The 21,249-nt window shown below is 60.1% G+C and carries 17 protein-coding genes; 16 read left to right on the top strand and 1 reads right to left on the bottom strand.

Annotated elements, in window-relative coordinates; translation table 11 throughout:
* Positions 1-50: 50 nt before the first annotated feature.
* The 14 genes from CLU80_RS18615 to CLU80_RS18545 all read left to right on the top strand — a co-directional run bounded on the left by CLU80_RS18615 (position 51) and on the right by CLU80_RS18545 (position 18,352).
* Positions 51-1,367 (top strand): nucleotide sugar dehydrogenase, encoded by a 1,317-nt coding sequence (locus CLU80_RS18615; protein WP_007914305.1) that lies wholly within the window; start codon positions 51-53, stop codon positions 1,365-1,367.
* A gap of 87 nt (positions 1,368-1,454) precedes the next feature.
* A complete protein-coding gene (alg8, locus tag CLU80_RS18610; RefSeq protein ID WP_007914304.1) occupies positions 1,455-2,936 on the top strand; it encodes a mannuronan synthase in 1,482 nt (493 codons plus the stop codon).
* Between the two features lie 35 nt (positions 2,937-2,971).
* Entirely contained in the window at positions 2,972-4,141 is a 1,170-nt protein-coding gene (locus CLU80_RS18605) for an alginate biosynthesis protein Alg44 (RefSeq protein WP_007914303.1), read from the top strand.
* A 9-nt stretch (positions 4,142-4,150) separates the two neighbouring features.
* Complete coding sequence (gene algK / locus CLU80_RS18595) at positions 4,151-5,662, top strand: alginate biosynthesis TPR repeat lipoprotein AlgK (RefSeq protein ID WP_407047279.1); 1,512 nt, start codon at positions 4,151-4,153, stop codon at positions 5,660-5,662.
* A complete protein-coding gene (locus tag CLU80_RS18590; RefSeq protein WP_099758055.1) occupies positions 5,659-7,140 on the top strand; it encodes an alginate export family protein in 1,482 nt (493 codons plus the stop codon). The genes algK and CLU80_RS18590 overlap by 4 nt, the downstream gene beginning before the upstream one ends.
* Positions 7,141-7,166: 26 nt before the next feature.
* The gene (gene algG / locus CLU80_RS18585; RefSeq protein ID WP_093436306.1) at positions 7,167-8,738 is read left to right on the top strand and encodes a mannuronan 5-epimerase AlgG; all 1,572 of its coding nucleotides are present in this window, start codon (positions 7,167-7,169) and stop codon (positions 8,736-8,738) included.
* A 10-nt stretch (positions 8,739-8,748) separates the two neighbouring features.
* Positions 8,749-10,209, top strand: coding sequence for an alginate O-acetyltransferase (locus CLU80_RS18580; protein ID WP_099758054.1), 1,461 nt, complete (start codon positions 8,749-8,751; stop codon positions 10,207-10,209).
* Between the two features lie 8 nt (positions 10,210-10,217).
* Positions 10,218-11,342: a mannuronate-specific alginate lyase gene (locus CLU80_RS18575; protein ID WP_093436266.1), complete on the top strand. Its 1,125-nt coding sequence runs from the start codon at positions 10,218-10,220 to the stop codon at positions 11,340-11,342.
* 329 nt (positions 11,343-11,671) lie between these two features.
* Positions 11,672-13,237, top strand: a complete 1,566-nt coding sequence (locus CLU80_RS18570) for an MBOAT family O-acyltransferase (RefSeq protein WP_093436261.1) — start codon at positions 11,672-11,674, stop codon at positions 13,235-13,237.
* Between the two features lie 10 nt (positions 13,238-13,247).
* A complete protein-coding gene (locus tag CLU80_RS18565; protein WP_093436256.1) occupies positions 13,248-14,423 on the top strand; it encodes an alginate O-acetyltransferase in 1,176 nt (391 codons plus the stop codon).
* Between the two features lie 14 nt (positions 14,424-14,437).
* Positions 14,438-15,094, top strand: a complete 657-nt coding sequence (locus tag CLU80_RS18560) for an alginate O-acetyltransferase AlgF (protein WP_007914291.1) — start codon at positions 14,438-14,440, stop codon at positions 15,092-15,094.
* Positions 15,095-15,308: 214 nt separating this feature from the next.
* Positions 15,309-16,760, top strand: coding sequence for a mannose-1-phosphate guanylyltransferase/mannose-6-phosphate isomerase (locus CLU80_RS18555; RefSeq protein ID WP_007914094.1), 1,452 nt, complete (start codon positions 15,309-15,311; stop codon positions 16,758-16,760).
* A gap of 267 nt (positions 16,761-17,027) precedes the next feature.
* A complete protein-coding gene (locus CLU80_RS18550; RefSeq protein WP_099758053.1) occupies positions 17,028-17,492 on the top strand; it encodes a multidrug transporter in 465 nt (154 codons plus the stop codon).
* A 35-nt stretch (positions 17,493-17,527) separates the two neighbouring features.
* Positions 17,528-18,352: an SDR family oxidoreductase gene (locus CLU80_RS18545; protein WP_099758052.1), complete on the top strand. Its 825-nt coding sequence runs from the start codon at positions 17,528-17,530 to the stop codon at positions 18,350-18,352.
* Between the two features lie 109 nt (positions 18,353-18,461).
* Here the strand turns inward: CLU80_RS18545 and CLU80_RS18540 are convergent, their stop codons facing one another.
* The gene (locus tag CLU80_RS18540) at positions 18,462-19,343 is read right to left on the bottom strand and encodes a LysR family transcriptional regulator (RefSeq protein WP_099758051.1); all 882 of its coding nucleotides are present in this window, start codon (positions 19,341-19,343) and stop codon (positions 18,462-18,464) included.
* 109 nt (positions 19,344-19,452) lie between these two features.
* On the opposite strand from CLU80_RS18540, the gene CLU80_RS18535 reads away from it, so the two are divergent.
* On the top strand, positions 19,453-20,823 hold the full coding sequence (locus CLU80_RS18535) for an MFS transporter (protein WP_099758050.1): 1,371 nt from the start codon (positions 19,453-19,455) through the stop codon (positions 20,821-20,823).
* Positions 20,820-21,218, top strand: coding sequence for a DUF4440 domain-containing protein (locus CLU80_RS18530; protein ID WP_099758049.1), 399 nt, complete (start codon positions 20,820-20,822; stop codon positions 21,216-21,218). The genes CLU80_RS18535 and CLU80_RS18530 overlap by 4 nt, the downstream gene beginning before the upstream one ends.
* The last annotated feature ends 31 nt before the right edge of the window (positions 21,219-21,249 follow it).

The raw sequence follows: 21,249 nt of genomic DNA, 5'->3' as shown, positions 1-21,249 counted from the left end.
ACACCATTAACTCCGGCCTCTAAGGCCTGATATATACAGAGGTAATTGCGATGCGCATCAGCATATTTGGTTTGGGTTACGTTGGCGCAGTATGTGCCGGTTGCCTGTCTGCACGGGGCCATGACGTAGTTGGCGTCGATGTTGCCAAAGACAAGATCGACATGATCAACGCCGGCAAGTCGCCGATTGTTGAACCCGGCCTGGGCGAACTTCTGCAACAGGGTATCCAGACCGGTCGTCTGCGTGGCACGACCAACTTCGCCGAGGCGATTCGCGACACCGACCTGTCGATGATCTGCGTGGGTACGCCGAGCAAAAAGAACGGCGACCTGGAACTGAACTACATCGAAGCGGTATGCCGCGAGATCGGTTTTGTCCTGCGTGAAAAAACCACCCGCCACACCATCGTCGTGCGCAGCACCGTGCTGCCGGGCACCGTGGCCAACGTGGTGATCCCGATTCTCGAAGACTGCTCGGGCAAGAAGGCCGGTGTCGACTTCGGCGTTGCGGTCAACCCGGAATTCCTGCGTGAATCCACCGCCATTGCCGACTACGACCTGCCACCGATGACCGTCATCGGCGAGTTCGACAAGGCCTCGGGCGACGTTCTGCAATCGCTGTACGAAGAACTCGACGCACCGATCATCCGCAAGGACATCGCCGTTGCCGAGATGATCAAGTACACCTGCAACGTCTGGCACGCGACCAAAGTGACCTTCGCCAACGAGATCGGCAACATCGCCAAAGCAGTCGGCGTCGATGGCCGTGAAGTGATGGAAGTGGTCTGCCAGGACAAGACCCTCAACCTGTCCCAGTACTACATGCGCCCTGGCTTCGCCTTCGGCGGTTCGTGCCTGCCGAAAGACGTGCGTGCGCTGACCTACCGCGCCGGTTCGCTGGACGTCGAAGCGCCGCTGCTCAACTCGCTGATGCGCAGCAACGAATCGCAAGTACAGAACGCCTTCGACATCGTTGAAAGCCACGACAAACGTAAAGTCGCCCTGCTCGGCCTGAGCTTCAAGGCCGGCACCGATGACCTGCGCGAAAGCCCGCTGGTGGAACTGGCCGAGATGCTGATCGGCAAGGGTTACGACCTGAGCATCTACGACAGCAACGTCGAGTACGCCCGTGTTCACGGCGCGAACAAGGACTACATCGAGTCGAAGATCCCGCACGTGTCGTCCCTGCTCAACGCGGACTTCGATTCGGTGATCGATAACTCCGACGTGATCATCCTCGGCAACCGCGACGAGAAGTTCCGCCCGTTGGCCCAGCAAGCGCCGCACGGCAAACAGGTCATCGACCTGGTCGGCTTCATGGCCAAAGCCACCGACGCTGGTACGCGCACCGAGGGTATCTGCTGGTAATGCAGACCTAAGCGACAAGCTTCGAGCTGCAGTACTTGCAGCTCGAAGCTTGCAGCTTGAAGCCTCCCTTACCTTCGGATGACGCTGATGAGCAAGCTCAAACATTTTTTTCTGCAATCAGCCGGCTGGCTTTTTTATCTCAGTCTGCTGATGGGCCTGGCCTTGATGCTGCCCACGTCCACATTCGACTCCGAGTCGAAGGACTTCATTTTCCTGATTGGCGCCGTGGGTATCTGGCGCTACTCGATGGGTGCAACGCACTTTGTGCGCGGCATGATTTTTCTCTACATCGTTTACCCGCACCTGCGTCGCAAAGTACGCAAGCTGGGTAAGGCGGCGGACCCGTCGCATGTGTTCCTGATGGTTACCAGTTTCCGGATCGACGCGCTGACCACGGCGCAGGTCTACAGCTCGGTGATCCGCGAAGCCATCGACTGCGAACTGCCGACCACCGTGGTCTGCTCGATCGTGGAAATGTCCGATGAGCTGCTGGTCAAGGCGCTGTGGGCGCGAATGAATCCGCCAGACCGCGTGAAGCTCGACTTCGTGCGCATTCCCGGTACCGGCAAACGTGATGGCCTGGCCTATGGTTTCCGCGCGATTTCCCGCCACTTGCCGGACGACCGCGCCGTGGTGGCCGTGATCGATGGCGACACCGTGCTCGGCGAAGGCACCGTGCGCAAGACCGTGCCGTGGTTCCAGCTGTTCGGCAACGTCGGCGGCCTGACCACCAACGAGTTCTGCGAAGTGCGCGGCGGCTACATCATGAGCGAATGGCACAAGCTGCGTTTCGCCCAGCGCCACATCAACATGTGCTCGATGGCCCTGTCCAAACGCGTGCTGACCATGACCGGTCGTATGTCGGTGTTCCGCGCCACCGTGGTGACCAACCCGGAATTCATTGCCGACGTGGAAAGCGACTCGCTGCAACACTGGCGTCTGGGCCGCTTCAAGTTTTTGACCGGCGACGACAAGTCGAGCTGGTTCAGCCTGATGCGCCTCGGTTACGACACTTTCTACGTGCCTGACGCGGCGATCAACACCGTTGAACACCCACCGGAAAAGAGCTTCATCAAAGCCAGCCGCAAACTGATGTTCCGCTGGTACGGCAACAACCTGCGCCAGAACTCGCGAGCGCTGGGCCTGGGTGTGAAACGCCTCGGCGCGTTCACCTCGGTAGTGCTGTTCGACCAACGCGTGTCGATGTGGACGTCCTTGCTCGGCCTGACCGTGGCGCTCATCGCAAGCTTCAAATACGGCACCGCGTTCATCCTGGTCTACCTGCTGTGGATCGGCATCACCCGCCTGATCCTGACGTTGCTGTTGTCGTGTTCCGGTCACCGGATCGGCCCGGCTTACCCAGCGATTCTCTATTACAACCAGATCGTCGGTGCGCTGGTGAAGATCTACGTGTTCTTCCGCCTCGACCAACAATCCTGGACTCGCCAACCCACATCCCTGACCCGTGATCTCGCCAGCTTTCAACGTTGGTTCAACACCTGGTCGTCTCGGACCATGACCTTCTCCGCCGGCAGCATTTTCGTCGCCGTGCTGCTGATGATGGTCTGACCTGCCCCTATTGAATTAACAAGGAAATCGCCCCCATGAATACCGCCGTCAACGCCAACGTAGTGCATGAATCCGAAGCCCAGCGCCAACACGCCCGCGTGAAAATCCCGGCCAAACTGCGCTTCTTCGGTCCTGACCGGACGCCGGTCGAAGCGCGGGTCATCGACCTGTCTGCCGGTGGTCTGGCGTTCAACGCCGGGCAACTGCCGCTGACCATTGGCCAGGTGTACAAGGCGCGTCTGCAATTCGTCATCGACAACCTCGGCATCGCCATGGACGTTGAATTGCAGGTGCGCTCCTTCGACCGCCAGACCGGCCGCGCCGGCTGCCAGTTCCAGAATCTGGAACCGCAGGATATTTCTACCCTGCGCCACTTGATCACCTCGCACCTGGCCGGCGACATCGTCAGCATCGGCGAAGTGCTGGCGACCCTGCAGCGCGACAACTTCACCAAGGCACGCAAGGTCAAGGACGGCGGCTCCGGCATGACCCCGTTCGGGCGCCTGAAAGCAGTGACCTTCAGCGCCGGTATCTTCGCGGTCGGCCTGGTCGCGGCGGGCTTCATTTTCAAATCGGTATACGGCATGTACTTCGTCAGCCACGCGCAGGCCGGTCTGGTCAGCGTACCGGGGATGAACATCACCATGCCGCGCGACGGCACCGTGCAGAGCCTGGTCAAGTCCGACGGCGTTGCAGCGAAAGGCGCGCCACTGGCGACCTTCAGCACCAGCATGCTCGATGTGCTCAAGGGTCATCTGGAAGAAGATCAACTGTCCCCGGCCAAGGTTGAAGAACTGTTCGGCAAGCAAATGACCGGCACCCTGACCTCTCCATGCGATTGCACCGTGGCCCAGCAACTGGTGGCTGACGGGCAATACGCCAGCAAAGGCGATGTGATCTTCCAACTGGTGCCGCGCAATACCCAGGCCACCGTTGATGCGCGCTTCTCCTATCGCCAGTTCGGCGACGTGCGTCCGGGCACCCCGGTGAGCTTCCAGATCGCCGGCGAAGACAAGACCCGCACCGGCAAGATCGTCAGCAGCACCAGCCTGAAAAGCGCCGACCTGTCCTCCGACATCCGCGTGCAGATCCAGCCTGACGAGCCGCTCGACAGCAGCTTGGCCGGCCGCCCGGTGGAAGTGAACAGCGACCGTGGCCCGAACCTGAACTGGCTGATCGACAAAGCCATGGCTGCCGGTCTTTAAGTCGAGGATATGCCTGTGACTACTCCACCCATCTCAAGCACACCACAAACCCTGTGGGAGCGAGCTTGCTCGCGAATGCATTCTGACATTCAGCCTCAGTGCCGACTGACACACCGCTTTCGCGAGCAAGCTCGCTCCCACATGGGTTCAGTGTGCGCATTGGCATTGGCGGTGAGTCTGGCCGGTTGTGCCGGCCTGCCCGATCAGCGTCTGGCCAACGAAGCGCTCAAACGTGGCGACACCGCCACCGCCGCGCAGAATTATCAGCAACTGGCCGATCTCGGTTACAGCGAGGCGCAAGTCGGTCTCGCTGATATCCAGGTCGACAGCCGCGATCCTGCGCAAATGAAACAGGCCGAAGCGACTTACCGCGCCGCCGCCAGTGTTTCGCCGCGGGCGCAGGCGCGTCTCGGCCGTTTGCTGGTGGCCAAGCCGGGTTCCACCGAAGCCGAGCACCACGAAGCCGAAAGCCTGCTGAAAAAAGCCGCCGCCAATGGCGAAGGCAACACGTTGATCCCGCTGGCGATGCTGTACCTGCAATACCCGCACAGCTTCCCCAACATCAACGCCCAGCAGCAGATCGATCAGTGGCGCAAATCCGGCTACCCGGAAGCGGGTCTGGCGCAGGTGCTGCTGTATCGCACCCAAGGCACCTACGACCAGCACCTGGATGACGTGGAAAAGATCTGCAAAGCCGCACTCAACACCACCGACATCTGCTACGTCGAACTGGCCACGGTCTATCAGAAACGTGCCCAGCCAGAGCAACAGGCCGAGCTGATCAAGCAGATGCAGGCCGGTTACAGCCGTGGCACCGTCACCGCACAACGCGTCGATTCCGTGGCCCGTGTATTGGCCGATTCGACCCTCGGCAAGACTGACGAGAAAACCGCGCAGTCGTTGCTTGAGCCGATCGCTCCGGGTTACCCGGCGTCGTGGGTGACCCTCGCACAACTGCTCTACGACTACCCGGAACTGGGCGACGTCGATCAGATGATGAAGTACCTCGACAACGGTCGCGCCGCCGACCAGCCACGCGCCGAGCTGTTGCTGGGCAAGCTCTACTACGAAGGCAAACTGGTCCCGGCCGACGCGAAAGTCGCCGAAGAACATTTCCAGAAAGCCGTCGGCCGCGAAGTCGCCGCCGACTACTACCTCGGCCAGATCTATCGCCGTGGCTACCTCGGCAAGGTCTATCCGCAGAAAGCCCTCGACCACCTGCTGACCGCTGCGCGCAACGGCCAGAACAGCGCCGATTTCGCCATCGCCCAGCTGTTCTCCCAAGGCAAGGGCACCAAGCCCGACCCGCTCAACGCCTACGTGTTCAGCCAATTGGCCAAGGCACAAAACACTCCGCAAGCCGATGAGCTGGCGACCACCCTCGCCGCGCAACTGCCGCCCGAGCGTCTGGCCGAAGCCCAGCGTCTGCTGCAACAAGAGCAAGCCAGCCGTGGCGCTCTGAACCCGAACACGCTGCAACTGCACGCCCTGCAAGAAGAAGACGGCGAGGAAAAATTATGAAGTTGAATCCATTCGTGAAGGCCGGCATTGGCCTTTCGTTCGCGCTGATCTGGTCTTGCCCGACACTGGCAGCGATGACTGAAACCAAGAACTTCGGCCTCGAAGTGAAAGTCACCGGCCAGTCCGAAGACGACCGTGACCTCGGCACCGCCAAGGGCGGTGACGTCAACGGCGTCGGCCTCGACCTGCGTCCGTGGATCTACGGCGAAAGCGGCGCGTGGAGCGCCTACGCCATGGGTCAGGCCGTGACCTCGACCGACATCATCGAAACCGACACCCTGCAACAATCCGACGGTGAGCAAGCCACCGACAACAGTGATCGCAAAACCAAGAAAAACTACCTGGCGATGCGCGAGTTCTGGGTCGGTTACAGCGGCCTCACCCCGTACCCGGGCGAGATGCTCAAGTTCGGTCGCCAGCGCCTGCGCAATGACGACGGCCAATGGCGCGACACCAACATCGAAGCGCTGAACTGGACCTTCGACACCACCCTGTTGCGCGCCAACGCCGGTGTCGCCGAACGCTTCAGCGAATACCGCACCGACCTCAAAGAGCTGGCGCCGAAAGACAAGGATCGCCTGCACGCCTACGCCGATGCCGCTTACCAGTGGACGCCGGGCAACTGGGTCGGCATTCGCGGTCACCACACTCATGATGACGGCAAACTCGATTACGCCGAGCCGGGCGTAGCGCGCGATTCGCTGGATAAAACCGAGAACGGCGACATCAGCTGGCTCGGCCTGACCGCCGACAGCGACGCCTACAACTGGCGCAACACCAACACCGTCAACTACTGGGGCAGCATCACCGGCATGAGCGGCGACCGCGATACGGTCAACGCCTTGAACGCCGATGGCTCGCGTCCGGCACAAGCCAAGCGCAGTGATGACGTCAACGGCTGGGCCACCGACATCGGTGTGCGCCTGCGCCTCGATCCGCAATGGCAAGTCGGCGGTGCCTACGCCCGCGCCAGCGCCGATTACGAGCAGAACGGCCTGGAAAGCAACCGCTCCAACTACACCGGTACCCGCTCGCGGGTTCACCGTTTCGGTGAAGCGTTCCGTGGCGAAATGAACAACATGCAGACTGCGACCCTGTTCGGTTCGTGGATGGTCAACGACGAGTACGACGCCAGCCTGATCTACCACAAGTTCTGGCGTGTCGACGGCAACAAACCGGTGGGCAGCAACGGCATCAACGCCGTAGAAAACAACACCGACGACGCCACCGGCGCGATCCTTTCCAGCACCTCGCTGCCGCTTGAAGACGGCAACAAGGATCTGGGTCAGGAGATGGACCTGGTCGTCACCAAGTACTTCAAGCAAGGCCTGTTGCCGGCGGCGTTGAGCCAGTCGATCGACGAGCCATCGGCCCTGGTGCGTTTCCGTGGCGGTGTGTTCAAACCGGGCGATGCCTACGGCAAGCAGGTTGATTCGTACATGCACCGCGCGTTCATCGACGTGATCTGGCGCTTCTGATGCAAACCGCCAAGGGAGTGCCCGACATGATCAGCACCAGGACAGGCTCACTCAGCCTGCTGGCCGGCGCGATGCTGCTGGCCAGCGCCAGCACCTTCGCGACTGTGGAGCCGGTTAAACCGGTGACCACCGCGAAAGAGTTGCAACAAGCCAAGACCTACACGGTCAGCAGCGCGCCGACCGAAGCGCTGAACCTGGCCGCGCCGAAACTGCCGGACATTTCCGGCTACACCGCCGAAGCCGCTGCGGCGAAAATCGTCCGCAGCAAAGCAGGCAAAGTCAGCGTGCGCCGGATGATGCAGGAAGACGCGCTGAAGGACTTTATCGGCGGCGACAACAAGATGGCCGAATGGGTGGTGCGTCAGCACGGCATCCCCCAGGCGATCTTCGTCGATGACGGCTACATGAACCTCAAGGACCTGGCGCAGAAACTGCCCAAGCAGTACTTCAGCGAGACCTCGCCGGGCGTGTACCTGTCGAAGCTGCCGATCGTCGTCGGCCGTAAAGGCATCCTCGAAATCGACGGCCAAACCCAGGAATTGCGCCTGTCGCAAGAGGCCGGTTCGTTCCTGGTCAACGACGGCCAACTGTTTGTGCGTGACACCAAAGTCACCGGCTGGCGCGAAAAGGACAACGGCCCGGCGACCTTCCGTTCGCCGAAGGAATTCCGTCCGTTCCTGCTCGCCTGGGGTGGCACCGAGACCTACATCGTCAACAGCAAGATGGCCAGTTTCGGTTACGCCAACAGTAAGTCCTACGGCGTGAGTATTTCCCAGTACACGCCGAACATGGCCAAGGTGCTCAAGCGCCCTGAACCGACCGGCTGGATCGTCGGTTCCGAGTTCTCCGACATGTGGTACGGCTTCTACTGCTACGAGACCCGCGACTTCGTGGTCAAGGGCAACACCTACAAAGACAACATCGTTTACGGCATCGACCCGCACGACCGTTCCCACGGCCTGATCATTGCCGAGAACACCGTGTACGGTACGAAGAAGAAGCACGGGATCATTATTTCCCGTGAGGTCAACGACAGCTTCATCTTCAACAACAAGAGCTTCGACAACCACCTCTCGGGCCTGGTGATCGACCGTAACAGCGTCAACAACATCATTGCCTACAACGAGATCTACAAGAACCACACCGACGGCATCACCCTCTACGAGTCTGCCGACAACCTGCTGTGGGGCAACAAGGTCATCAGCAACAAGCGCCACGGCATCCGCATTCGTAACAGCGTAAACATCCGCCTCTACGAAAACGTCGCCATGGCCAACGGTTTGACCGGTGTTTACGGCCACATCAAGGACCTCACCGACACCGACCGTGACATCAAGCTCGACCCGTTCGATGCGCAGGTGTCGCTGATCGTCGTCGGCGGTGAATTGGCGGCCAATGGCAGCGGCCCGCTGTCGATCGATTCACCGTTGAGTGTCGAGCTGTATCGCGTGTCGATGCTGGCGCCGACCAAATCCAGCGGCATCAGCTTCAACGGCATCCTCGGCGAGCGCCAGGATGAAATTCTCGACCTGCTGGTGCGCCAGCAGAAAGCCGTGCTGATCGACCCTGTCGAACGCCAGACCGAAATGCAGGACTGAGGATAATTTTATGCACCCACACTTGATCAAATTACTCAGCCTGTCGGCCCTGACCGTGGGCATTCTCGCGGCCAGCAACGGCGCCCGTGCCGACGAAGGCGCCGCCGCCACGCCGCCAAAATTCAGCGCCGAACCGTGCTGCAACCTGTGCCCGGCGGCGCATGACGCGAAGAACTACACCACGCGTTATCAGCAAAACTTCACCACCCTGGTGCAAGCGCAAGGCGACTGGTTGTTCCGGACGCAGGAAGATTTGCGCACCGAGTTCAACACCACCCCGGCCGGCTACAAACGCCTGCAACAGCTGCACGATGCGTTCAAAGCCAAAGGCGTAGAGCTGGTGATCGTTTACCAGCCGACCCGTGGCCTGGTGAACCGCAACAAGCTCAACCCGCAGGAAAAAGCCGCGTTCGATTACGAGAAAGCCCTGGGCAATTACAAAACCATGCTCGGCCGTTTCGCGCAGATGGGATACGTGGTGCCGGACCTGTCGCCGCTGACCAACGAATCGCTGCCGGACACCCTGCCCGCCCACGATTTCTACTTCCGCGGCGACCAGCACTGGACCCCTTACGGCGCACAGCGCACGGCGAAAATCGTTGCCGAGAAGGTCAAGCAGATTCCGGCCTTCGCCGACATTCCCAAGCGTGAATTCGAAACCAAGCGCTCCGGGCGCATGGGCAAGACCGGTACCCTGCACAACATGGCCGGGCAACTCTGTGGCACCAGTTACGCGATCCAGTACATGGACCAGTTCACCACCGAGCCGAAAGGTGAGGCTGGCGATGGCGATCTGTTCGGTGATTCCGGCAACCCGCAAATCACCCTCGTCGGTACTTCGCACAGCGGCAAGAACTACAACTTCGCCGGCTTCCTCGAAGAAGCCATCGGCGCTGACATTCTCAACGTCGCCTTCCCCGGCGGTGGTCTGGAAGGTTCGATGTTGCAGTACCTCGGCAGCGACGAATTCCAGAAGACCCCGCCGAAAATTCTCATCTGGGAATTCTCGCCGCTGTACCGCCTCGACCAGGAAACCATCTATCGCCAGATGATGTCTCTTCTCGACAACGGCTGCGAAGGCAAAGACGCGCAAATGTCCGCGAGCACCACGCTCAAGCCGGGCAGCAAACAAGAACTGCTGGTCAACAGCAAGAACCTGAACCTGCAGAACAGCAGCCATCAGGTCGACATCCGCTTCGCCGACCCTTCGGTGAAAACCCTGCAAGCCACCCTCTGGTACATGAACGGTCGCCACGAGGACATCAAGATCGAGAAACCGGAAACCTCCGACACCGACGGTCGTTTCGCCTTTGAGCTGCGCACGGACGAAGACTGGGCCTCGCAAAACCTGCTGGCGGTCGAAGTCCAGGGCCCGGAAGCGGGCACCGCGCCGCAGAAAGTCGAAGCGAAAATCTGCAAACGCAACGTATTCCCGGGCGCTGGGCAACAAACCGCTCAGGTCGGGCAATGAGGTCTGCTATGCGAAACTCGAAACTGAAAACTCTTTTAGCGCCGACGCTGCTCGGGCTGGCGATCTTCGCCGGCACCGCGCAGGCCGCCGCACCACTGCGTCCACCTCAGGGCTATTTCGCGCCTGTGGATAAATTCAAGACCGGTGACAAAAGCGAAGGCTGCGATGCGATGCCGACGCCGTACACCGGGCCGCTGCAATTTCGCAGCAAATACGAAGGTTCGGACAAGGCCCGCGCAACACTGAACGTGCAGTCGGAAAAAGCCTTTCGCGACACCACCAAAGACATCACCACGCTGGAACGCGGCACCGCCAAACGGGTGATGCAGTTCATGCGCGACGGTCGCCCGGAGCAGCTCGATTGCACGCTGAACTGGCTGACCGCGTGGGCCAAGGCCGATGCGTTGATGTCGAAAGACTTCAACCACACCGGCAAGTCGATGCGCAAATGGGCGCTGGGCAGCATGGCCTCTTCGTACATTCGTCTGAAGTTCTCCGACTCGCACCCGCTGGCCCAACATCAGCAGGAGGCGCAGTTGATCGAGGCGTGGTTCAGCAAAATGGCCGATCAGGTCGTCAGCGACTGGGACAACCTGCCGCTGGAAAAAACCAACAACCACTCGTACTGGGCCGCCTGGTCGGTGATGGCGACTTCGGTCGCGACCAACCGCCGCGACCTGTTTGACTGGGCAGTGAAGGAATACAAGGTTGGCGTCAATCAAGTCGATGCCGACGGCTTCCTGCCGAACGAACTCAAGCGTCAGCAACGCGCTCTCGCCTATCACAACTACGCCCTGCCGCCGCTGGCGATGATCGCCAGTTTCGCCCAGGTCAACGGTGTCGATCTGCGTCAGGAAAACAACGGCGCGCTGAAACGTCTCGGTGATCGAGTGTTGTCGGGGGTGAAAGACCCGGATGAATTCGAGAAGAAGAACGGCAAAGAGCAGGACATGACCGATCTGAAAGAGGACATGAAATTCGCCTGGCTCGAACCGTTCTGCACGCTCTACACCTGTGCGCCGGATGTGATCGAGAAGAAGCACGGTATGCAGCCGTTCAAGACTTTCCGCCTGGGTGGGGATCTGACCAAGGTCTACGACCCGTCGCATGAGAAGGGCAACAAAGGCTCATAAAGCAAAAGCCCCTCACCCTAACCCTCTCCCAAAGGGAGAGGGGACTGACCGAGGTGGCTGTACGAGTTACGCCGAAATGAAATACCGAGTCGGTCTCAGGCTTTGAAAAACAACCGAGATCAGGCTGCACAGAAATACCGAGTCGATCTCCATTTTTGAAAACCATGGAGATCAGGCTCCCTCTCCCTCCGGGCGAGGGCGGGGGGTGAGGGCAAGTTTTCAAGGCCCGGCACAACCCTGACAGAAACACCGTTTCACCCCTCCACGACCACGGGGGGTTTGGGGGGGCTTTGGCCCTTGACTGTTGGTTCAAACATGGAGAGATCGGGATGGTATTTTCATCCAACGTGTTCCTGTTTCTGTTCTTGCCGATCTTTCTCGGCTTGTACTACTTGAGCGGGCAACGCTATCGCAACCTGCTGCTGCTGATCGCCAGCTACGTGTTCTACGCCTGGTGGCGTGTGGACTTCCTCGCGCTGTTCGCGGCCGTCACGCTGTGGAACTACTGGATCGGCCTCAAAGTCGGTGCCGCTGGTGTGCGGACTAAACCGGCGCAGCGCTGGCTGCTGCTCGGTGTCGCAGTCGATTTGTGCATCCTCGGCTACTTCAAGTACGCCAACTTCGGTGTCGACAGCATCAACGCGATGATGACCTCGGTCGGTCTTGAGCCGTTCATCCTCACCCACGTGCTGTTGCCGATCGGTATCTCGTTCTACATCTTCGAGTCGATCAGCTACATCATCGACGTGTATCGCGGCGACACCCCGGCCACGCGCAACCTGATCGACTTCGCCGCGTTCGTAGCGATCTTCCCGCACTTGATCGCCGGCCCGGTGTTGCGTTTCCGCGACCTCGCCGACCAGTTCAACAACCGCACGCACACCCTCGACAAGTTCTCCGAGGGCTGCACGCGGTTCATGCAGGGTTTCATCAAGAAGGTCTTCATCGCTGACACCCTCGCGGTGGTCGCTGACCATTGCTTCGCCCTGCAAAACCCGACCACCGGCGATGCCTGGCTTGGCGCGCTGGCGTACACCGCGCAGCTGTATTTCGACTTCTCCGGTTACAGCGACATGGCCATTGGTCTGGGCTTGATGATGGGTTTCCGTTTCATGGAAAACTTCAAGCAGCCGTACATCAGTCAGTCGATCACCGAGTTCTGGCGCCGCTGGCACATCAGCCTGTCGACGTGGCTGCGTGACTATCTGTACATCACCCTCGGCGGTAACCGTAAAGGCACGCTGATGACCTATCGCAACCTGTTCCTGACCATGCTCCTCGGTGGTCTGTGGCACGGCGCGAACATCACTTACATCGTCTGGGGCGCGTGGCACGGCATGTGGCTGGCGATTGAAAAAGCGCTGGGCCTGAACACCTCGCCACGCAGTCTCAACCCGATCCGCTGGGCGCTGACTTTCCTGCTGGTGGTCATGGGCTGGGTGATCTTCCGTGCCGAGAACCTGCACGTTGCCGGCCGTATGTACGGCGCAATGTTCAGCTTTGGCGACTGGTCGCTGTCGGAACTCAATCAGGCCAGCCTCACCGGCCTGCAAGTGGCGACTCTGGTAGTGGCGTACGTGACGCTGGCGTTCTTCGGTCTGCGTGATCTGTACACCAATCAGCCGCCAGCCAAGACCAAGCCTGAAGTCAACGTCGAGGCCAACGGCCCTGCCACCGCGACCCCGGGAATGATCAAAGCCGCACCCGGCGAAAACCCGGCGAGCATCCATGAACCTGGCTACACCGTCGGCGTCGAAGCCCAGGTGCAACCGGCTTACTGGACGGCGGACTGGTCCCGTTACGTGATGCGCGGCCTGATCCTGCTGCTGTTCATCGCCTCGATTCTCAAACTCTCGGCGCAAAGCTTCTCGCCGTTCCTTTACTTCCAGTTCTGAGGGATCTGACATGACCCGCTCATTACGCATCTTCTACATCGCCCTGTTCCTGGTGACCCTGTTGGTCCTTGGTTTGTGGTCGGTTCGCAGCTTCTTCGGTTTCAGCACCAATGCCGACGCTACGGTGCTCAACGGTCGCTGGACCAAGGCTGTGGAAACCCACTACGACGATGAATTCCCGATCAAGCGTCTGGGCACCAACCTCTGGGCCGCGCTGGATTTCAAACTGTTCAACGAAGGTCGTCCGGGCGTGGTGCTCGGTCGCGATCAGTGGTTGTACAGCGATGAGGAATTCAACCCGATCGTCAACGAAGAGCTGAACCTGCAAGGCAACTACGCGCTGGTTGAAGGCGTGCGCCAGACCCTGAAAGCGAAAGGCGTGAAACTGGTGATGGCGATCGTGCCGGCCAAGGTTCGTCTGTACCCGGAGCATCTGGGTGAAGTGAAACCGGCGAGCATCCACGAAAACCTCTATCAGGATTTCCACCAACGTGTGGCGGCCGACAAGATCCTCGCCCCGGACCTGCTCAAGCCATTGCAACAGGCCAAGCAGAACGGTCAGCAAGTGTTCCTGCGGACTGACACCCACTGGACGCCGGAAGGCGCCGAGATCGCCGCCAACACCCTGGCGAAAACCATTGCTGACAAGTTCCCGCTCAGCGGCGAGCCGCAACGTTTTGTCACCACGCCAGCCGAAAAGGTTACGCACAAGGGCGATCTGCGCTTGTTCCTGCCGCTCGATCCGCTGTTCGAAAACCTGATGCCGGCGCAAGAGCCGCTGCAAAAGCGCAATACCGTCGCAGCAGGCGATCAGCCTGCCGGTGACGACGCGCTGTTCGCCAGCAATGAAGTGCCGGTGGCACTGGTCGGCACCAGCTACAGCGCCAACCCCAACTGGAACTTCGTCGGTGCGCTGAAACAAGCACTGCACAGCGACGTGGTGAGCTACGCCGAAGACGGCCACGGCCCGATCCTGCCGATGCTCAGCTACCTGAAAAGCGATGACTTCAAGAACAGCCCGCCACAGGTGCTGATCTGGGAGTTTCCTGAACGTTATCTGCCTGTGAACAACGAAATCGGCGACGCCGACCCGCAGTGGGTCGCAGAGCTTAAACAAGCCGGTGCTCGCCAACAAAACGTAGCCATCAACACTAAATCCGAGACGCCCGATCGGGCGCAAAACTGAAAGAGAGGTACACCATGACTTTCACTACTACTCCTCGTCGTCTCGCTAAAAGCTTCGCACTGGTTGCTGGCCTCAGCGTGCTTTCCGTGCCTGCCTTCGCCGGTGGCGACGCCGCGCTGTACGGCCCGACCGCGCCGAAAGGCTCGACCTTTGTGCGTGTCTATAACGCCAGCAATGCTGAAGTCAGCGCGACTGTCGGCAGCACCAACCTGAGCGACGTTGCGCCACTGGCCAGCAGTGACTTCAGCTTCATGCCGGGCGGTGATTACAGCGCCAAAGTTGGCAGCCAGACCCTGCCGGTGAAACTGGCTGGTGACCACTACTACACCCTGGTCAACAACGCTTCCGGCGCGCCGCAATTGATCGAAGAGCCGCCGTTCAAGAACAAGCAGAAATCCCTGGTGCGTGTGCAGAACCTCAGCGACAAACCGCTGACCCTGAAGACCGCCGACGGTAAGACCGACGTGGTGCCGAACGTGGCCGCCAAGGGCCGTGGCGAACGTGAAATCAACCCGGTGAAAGTCAGCCTGGCGCTGTACGAAGGCGACAAGAAAGTCGGCGACGTCAAACCGGTCGCGCTGGAGCGTGGTGAAGCAGCGGTGCTGTACGTCACCGGCAGCGGCAGCAGCCTGTCGCCAGTCTGGGTGAAACGCCCGGTATCGACTCGCTAATTATTTTTCCTGACTGACACATATCCCCTGTGGGAGCGAGCTTGCTCGCGAAAGCGGTCTGACATTCAACAGATGTGTCGACTGATACGCCGCCTTCGCGAGCAAGCTCGCTCCCACAATGAATCGGGTTGTCAGTTCGGATACGAGACAAAAACAAGAGTGAAACGACACAGCGTTCGTGCCTCTAACCAATCGATTTTATGGAGTAAACAATATGATTCCGGTGATCTTGTCAGGTGGTAGCGGTTCGCGTCTCTGGCCGCTTTCGCGTAAGCAGTTCCCTAAGCAATTCCTCGCCCTGACCGGCGAACACACTCTATTCCAGCAGACCCTCGAGCGCCTGGTGTTCGAAGGCATGGACACCCCGATCGTGGTCTGCAACAAGGATCACCGCTTCATCGTCAACGAGCAGTTGGCCAATCGCAAACTCGAATGCCAACGCATTCTCATGGAACCGTTCGGCCGCAACACTGCGCCAGCCGTAGCGCTGACCGCGATGATGCTGGTCAATGAAGGCCGTGACGAACTGATGCTGGTACTGCCGGCCGACCACGTACTGGAAGACCAGAAAGCCCTGCAACGTGCTCTGGCCCTGGCCACCGTCGCTGCCGAAAACGGCGAAATGGTCCTGTTCGGCGTACCGGCGACCAAACCGGAAACCGGTTACGGCTACATCAAATCCACCGGCGATTCGCTGCTGCCAGAAGGCGTCAGCCGCGTCTCGCATTTCGTCGAAAAACCTGACGTGAAACGTGCCACCGAGTATGTCGAATCCGGCGGCTACTATTGGAACAGCGGCATGTTCCTGTTCCGCGCCAGCCGCTTCCTCGAAGAACTGAAAAAGCACGACCCGGACATCTACGACACCTGCCTGCTGACCCTCGAACGCAGCCAGCAGGACGCCGACACCATCACCTTCGACGAAGCCACCTTCGCCTGCTGCCCGGACAACTCCATCGACTACTCCGTAATGGAAAAAACCCAGCGCGCCTGCGTCGTGCCGCTGACCGCTGGCTGGAGCGATGTCGGTTGCTGGTCGTCGCTGTGGGAAGTCAACGAGAAAGACGCCAACGGCAACGTCACCAAAGGCGATGTAGTGATTCAGGACAGCAAGAACTGCATGATCCACGGCAACGGCAAACTGGTGTCGGTGATCGGTCTGGAAAACATCGTCGTGGTCGAGACCAAAGACGCCATGATGATCGCCCACAAAGACAAGGTTCAGGGCGTCAAGCAAATGGTCAACACGCTCAACGAGCAAGGCCGCAGCGAAACCCAGAACCACTGCGAGGTGTACCGTCCGTGGGGTTCGTATGACTCGGTGGACATGGGCGGGCGCTTCCAGGTCAAGCACATCTCGGTGAAACCGGGCGCATGCCTGTCGCTGCAGATGCACCACCACCGCGCCGAGCACTGGATCGTGGTCAGCGGCACCGCCGAAGTGACCTGCGATGAAAACGTGTTCCTGCTCTGCGAAAACCAGTCGACCTACATCCCGATCGCCTCGGTGCATCGCCTGCGCAACCCGGGCAAGATCCCGCTGGAAATCATCGAAGTTCAGTCGGGTTCGTACTTGGGTGAAGACGATATCGAACGTTTTGAAGATATCTACGGTCGCTCCACCCCGATCGAACGTGGCGTGTCGGTGAAAACCATCGCGCAATAACTGATCGATAAAACAAGAAGCCCCCGTCCAGCCTGCTGCGTCCCCTATCCGCAGCGGGTTGGGCGGGGGCTTTTTTTGTCATGATTTTGTGTCGCCTGAAATGGCCTCTTCGCGAGCAGGCTCGCTCCCACACTTGAAATGCATTCCCCTGTGGGAGCGAGCCTGCTCGCGAAGAGGCCCGGTCAGACACCGCAAGTCCCGATGCCCATCGCCAACCTCACCTACGCTTAGGTAGGATGACCCTCTCTCTTTTCGAGGTTGTGCGACATGTTCATCGGCATTCTGCTGGTCATCACCTGGTTGATCCTGCTGTTGCGCTACCCGGCCAAGGCCCTGCCGGTGTCGGTGGCGGCGGCGATTGGCCTGGGTTTCGTGGCCATGTGGGTGGTGTGGCTGGACAACCGCGAGATCAAGCAACTGGCGCGCCTTGAGATGCGTATTGCCTACGCCCCCGAACAATGCCCGGCCGATCGTCCGCTGCAACTGAAAATGAAGAACGGCAACGACGTGCCCCTGATCGAACTGCGCTGGCGCATCGCTGCCTACGCGCCGGGCGACACGGTCAATCTGGCCGACAACCAATACACCGCCCCGCGCTATCGCGGCCCCGGCGAATTGCAGGCCGGCGGCGAATGGGAAGACTGCCTGCCGATGCCGCCCCTGCGCCCCGGATATCGCCCGCAAACCCTGGAGTTTCGCGCCGAGCGATTGCAGGGTAGTTTCTCCGACTGATCCCCTCCCCCGATTTTTTGCACAAGGAATGCGCCATGCCCGTTGCGTTGATTACCGGTTGTTCCAGCGGCATCGGCCGCGCCCTCGCCGATGCGTTCAAAACCGCCGGATACGAAGTCTGGGCCAGTGCGCGCAAGACTGAAGACGTGGCGGTGCTGGCGGCAGCCGGGTTCACCGCCGTGCAACTCGACGTCAATGACAATGCGGCGCTGGAACAACTCGCCGAGCGGATCAACCAGCAACACGGCGGCCTCGATGTGCTGATCAACAACGCTGGCTATGGCGCTATGGGACCGCTGCTCGACGGCGGTGTGGCGGCCATGCAGCGTCAATTCGAAACCAACGTGTTTTCGATTGTCGGCGTCACCCGCGCGCTGTTCCCGGTGCTGCGCCGGGCCAAGGGGCTGGTGGTGAATATCGGCAGCGTTTCAGGGGTTCTGGTCACACCGTTCGCCGGTGCGTACTGCGCCTCGAAAGCGGCAGTGCATGCTTTGAGCGATGCCTTGCGCATGGAACTGGCACCGTTCGGCATTCGCGTCATGGAGGTTCAACCGGGGGCGATCCAGTCGAGTTTTGCCAAGAACGCCGGGCATGAAGCCGAACAGTTGATCAATGAACAATCGCCGTGGTTTCCACTGCGTGAAGGCATTCGCGCGCGGGCCAAAGCGTCGCAGGACAAGCCGACCCCGGCCAGGGAGTTTGCCGCTGAACTGTTGAAGGCTGTGCAGCAGAGCAAACCGCCACGCTTGATCCGTATTGGTAATGGCAGCCGGGCGTTGCCGTTGTTGGCGGCGTTGTTGCCTAAAGGGTTGCTGGAGTCGACATTGATGAAGCGGTTCGGGTTGCGCGCAAAGCTCTGAGACCGGGTTGACGCTTTCGCGAGCAGGCTCGCACACATTGGATATCTGTCATGCCGAAGGTCCCCTGTGGGAGCGAGCCTGCTCGCGAAGAGGCCAGATCAGCCAACACTCATCCCCAGCCTTTCATGAAATCAATGAACGCCCGCACTTTCAGCGGCAAATGCCGGGTGTCCGGGTACAGCGCGTACACCCCCTGCTGCGCAAACCGGTAATCCACCAGCAAACGCTGCAACCGCCCGGCATCGAGATCGTCCTGAATCAACCATTGCGGCAGTATCGCCACACCTTGCCCGGTCAATGCAAAGGCCCGCAGCGTCGCCGAGTTGTCCGCGACGATGGCGGTGGTTCCCGGTTTCGGCTGGTAGAAATGCTCTGTACCGGCCGGATCGGTCACGGTCAGTTCCGGCACCCGTCCATGCCCTAACGTCGGCATCGACTCCAGCGTGGCCAGCGTGACCACCGGCGCGAAGCGTTCGACCAACCCTGGCGCCGCCACGGCAAATATTTCGAACGTCGACAACTGCACTGCACGCAGATTGGAGTCATGCATGCGCCCCAGACGAATCGCCAGGTCAAACCGCTCGGAAATCAGATCGGCATGGGTGGATGATGTGGACAAATGAATATTCAGTTGCGGTTGCTGCTGGCGAAACACTTCCAGCGCCGGCACCACCTGGGCCAGGGCAAACTCGACAGTCGTGGTGATGCGCAAGGTGCCCTTAAGCTGAGCGTGCTCCGAACGCGCCTCTTCGATCGCCAGCCGCGCCTCATCCAGTGTGCGCAAACAATGTCGATAAAAGCGCTCACCGGCATCGGTCAGCGCCAGTTGCCGCGTACTGCGGGTGAGCAAGGTCACGCCCAGCTCTTCCTCCAGGCGCTTGAGGTTGAAACTGACCACGGCGCGCGTTTGCCCCAATGTGTCGGCAGCAGCCGTGAGTGATCCCGTCTCGACCACCGCTTTGAAGGTGTCAAACCGATCCAGACTGACCATATCCAAGGCACTCTTTGTCAAAATTATTTTGACAAACTAGCAGCCAAACCAGCGTTTTCCTATGACCAGAAGCGCCCTACCCTGCACGTCTCATCACAGGGAAGCTGCCATGGCTTATCGCTCGAAAGTCGCGCTGGTGTATTTGTTGGGCTTCGCGCTCGACTTGCTGAACATGTTCGTCGCCAGCATCGCCTACCCCGACATCGCGCAACAATTGCACGCCTCGGTGACGCAACTGGCGTGGATCAGCAACGCCTACATGTTGGGCCTGACGCTGATCATTCCATTGAGCGTGTGGCTGGCGACCCGGGTTGGCGAGCGGCGCTTGATCCTCGCCTCGCTGCTGCTGTTCGGTGTGGGCTCGGCACTGGTGGCGCAGGCGGGATCGATTGAAAGCCTGATTGCCTGGCGACTGCTGCAAGGCCTCGGTGGCGGACTGCTGCTGCCGGTGGGCCAGGCCTTGGCGTATCGACAGTTCCCGGCGACGCAACGCGCGCACTTCACCGGAGTGGTGTTGCTGGTGGCGCTGCTGGTGCCAGCACTGTCGCCGGCGGCCGGTGGTTTGATTGTTCAGACGTTGTCCTGGCGCTGGATTTTTTACCTGAATCTGCCGGTGACACTGCTCGCACTTGGGCTTGGCCTGCTCTGGTTGAAAGCCGATCAACCGTTGACTGAACGCCCGACGCTGGACGCGCGCGGCCTGCTGCTGGCGGCCTCGGCGCTAAGTTTACTGTTGATCGCCATCAGTCTGTTGAGCGACGCCGACACCCGTAACCTCGGCATCGTTGCCCTGCTGCTGAGCCTTCTGACCCTGTGCATTTACCTGCGCGATGGCTGGCGCAAACCCGGCGCGATCCTCGACCTGCAACTGATCAAGAACCCGTCGATGCGTGTGGCGATGCTGATCTACCTGTGCGTGCCGGGAGTTTTTACCGGCACCCACATGATTGCCGTGCTGTACCTGCACAACCTCGGTGTCAGCGCGGCACAAACCGGCGCGCTGATGTTGCCGTGGGCAGTCGGTTCGGGCGTGGCGATCATGCTTGGCAAGCGCAGCTTCAACCGCCTCGGCCCCAAGCCATTGCTCAGCGCCGGCATGCTCGTGCAATGCCTGGGTATCGTTTTGCTGATGCGCAGCGAACAACCCGCCAGCACGCCGCTGATCATTGCCTATGCCCTGATGGGGCTGGGCGGTAGCCTGTGCAGCGTCACCGCGCAGACCTTGGCCTTTGTTGGCATCGCGCCAGAAAAAATGGGCCACTCCAGTGCCCTGTGGAACATCAATCGCCAACTCGGTTTCTGCCTCGCGGCGGCGCTGCTCGGTTCACTTCTGGGCGCCTTGGGCGGTGTTGGTTTCCAAGCCTGTTTTATCGCTGCCGCGCTGCTCACGCTGTTGCCGATGGTCGCCGTCCTGCGTTTCGACTCGACCCACGTGCTCGCGCTATTGAACCCGACTACCCTTGAGGAAAAAACTGCATGAACGACGCCACGCCCTACCTGGACGAAGTGATCCAGGCGCACGAAGCCATCGAACGATGGTTTGCCGTAGAAGAAGATGACGCCGCGCTGCAGCGCTTGCTGGCGCGTTTTTCGCCACGCTTTTCCATGGTGACGCCGTTGGGCCGAGCCCTGGATGTCGATGCCTTGCGCCTGCTGTTCCGAGCCGCAGGCGGACAGAAGAAAGGTTTCAGAATCCAGCTCAGTGAGTTACGTGTGATTGCCTTGCATCAGCGCGGCGCGACCGTGAGTTACCGCGAACAGCAGAGCGATGCGAGCGGTGTGCAAACGGATCGGCGTTCGACCGTGGTGTTTGAAAAACTCGAAACCGGGCGGGTGTTGTGGCTGCATTTGCAGGAGACGTTTTGCGCTGATTGAAGATTCGGCATTCTCTTGAGACACCGAGCTG

Origin of the sequence: Pseudomonas sp. 29 (assembly GCF_002754355.1) — a bacterium.
Taxonomy (GTDB): domain Bacteria; phylum Pseudomonadota; class Gammaproteobacteria; order Pseudomonadales; family Pseudomonadaceae; genus Aquipseudomonas; species Aquipseudomonas neuropathica.
This window is presented reverse-complemented; position numbering and strand designations above follow the sequence as displayed.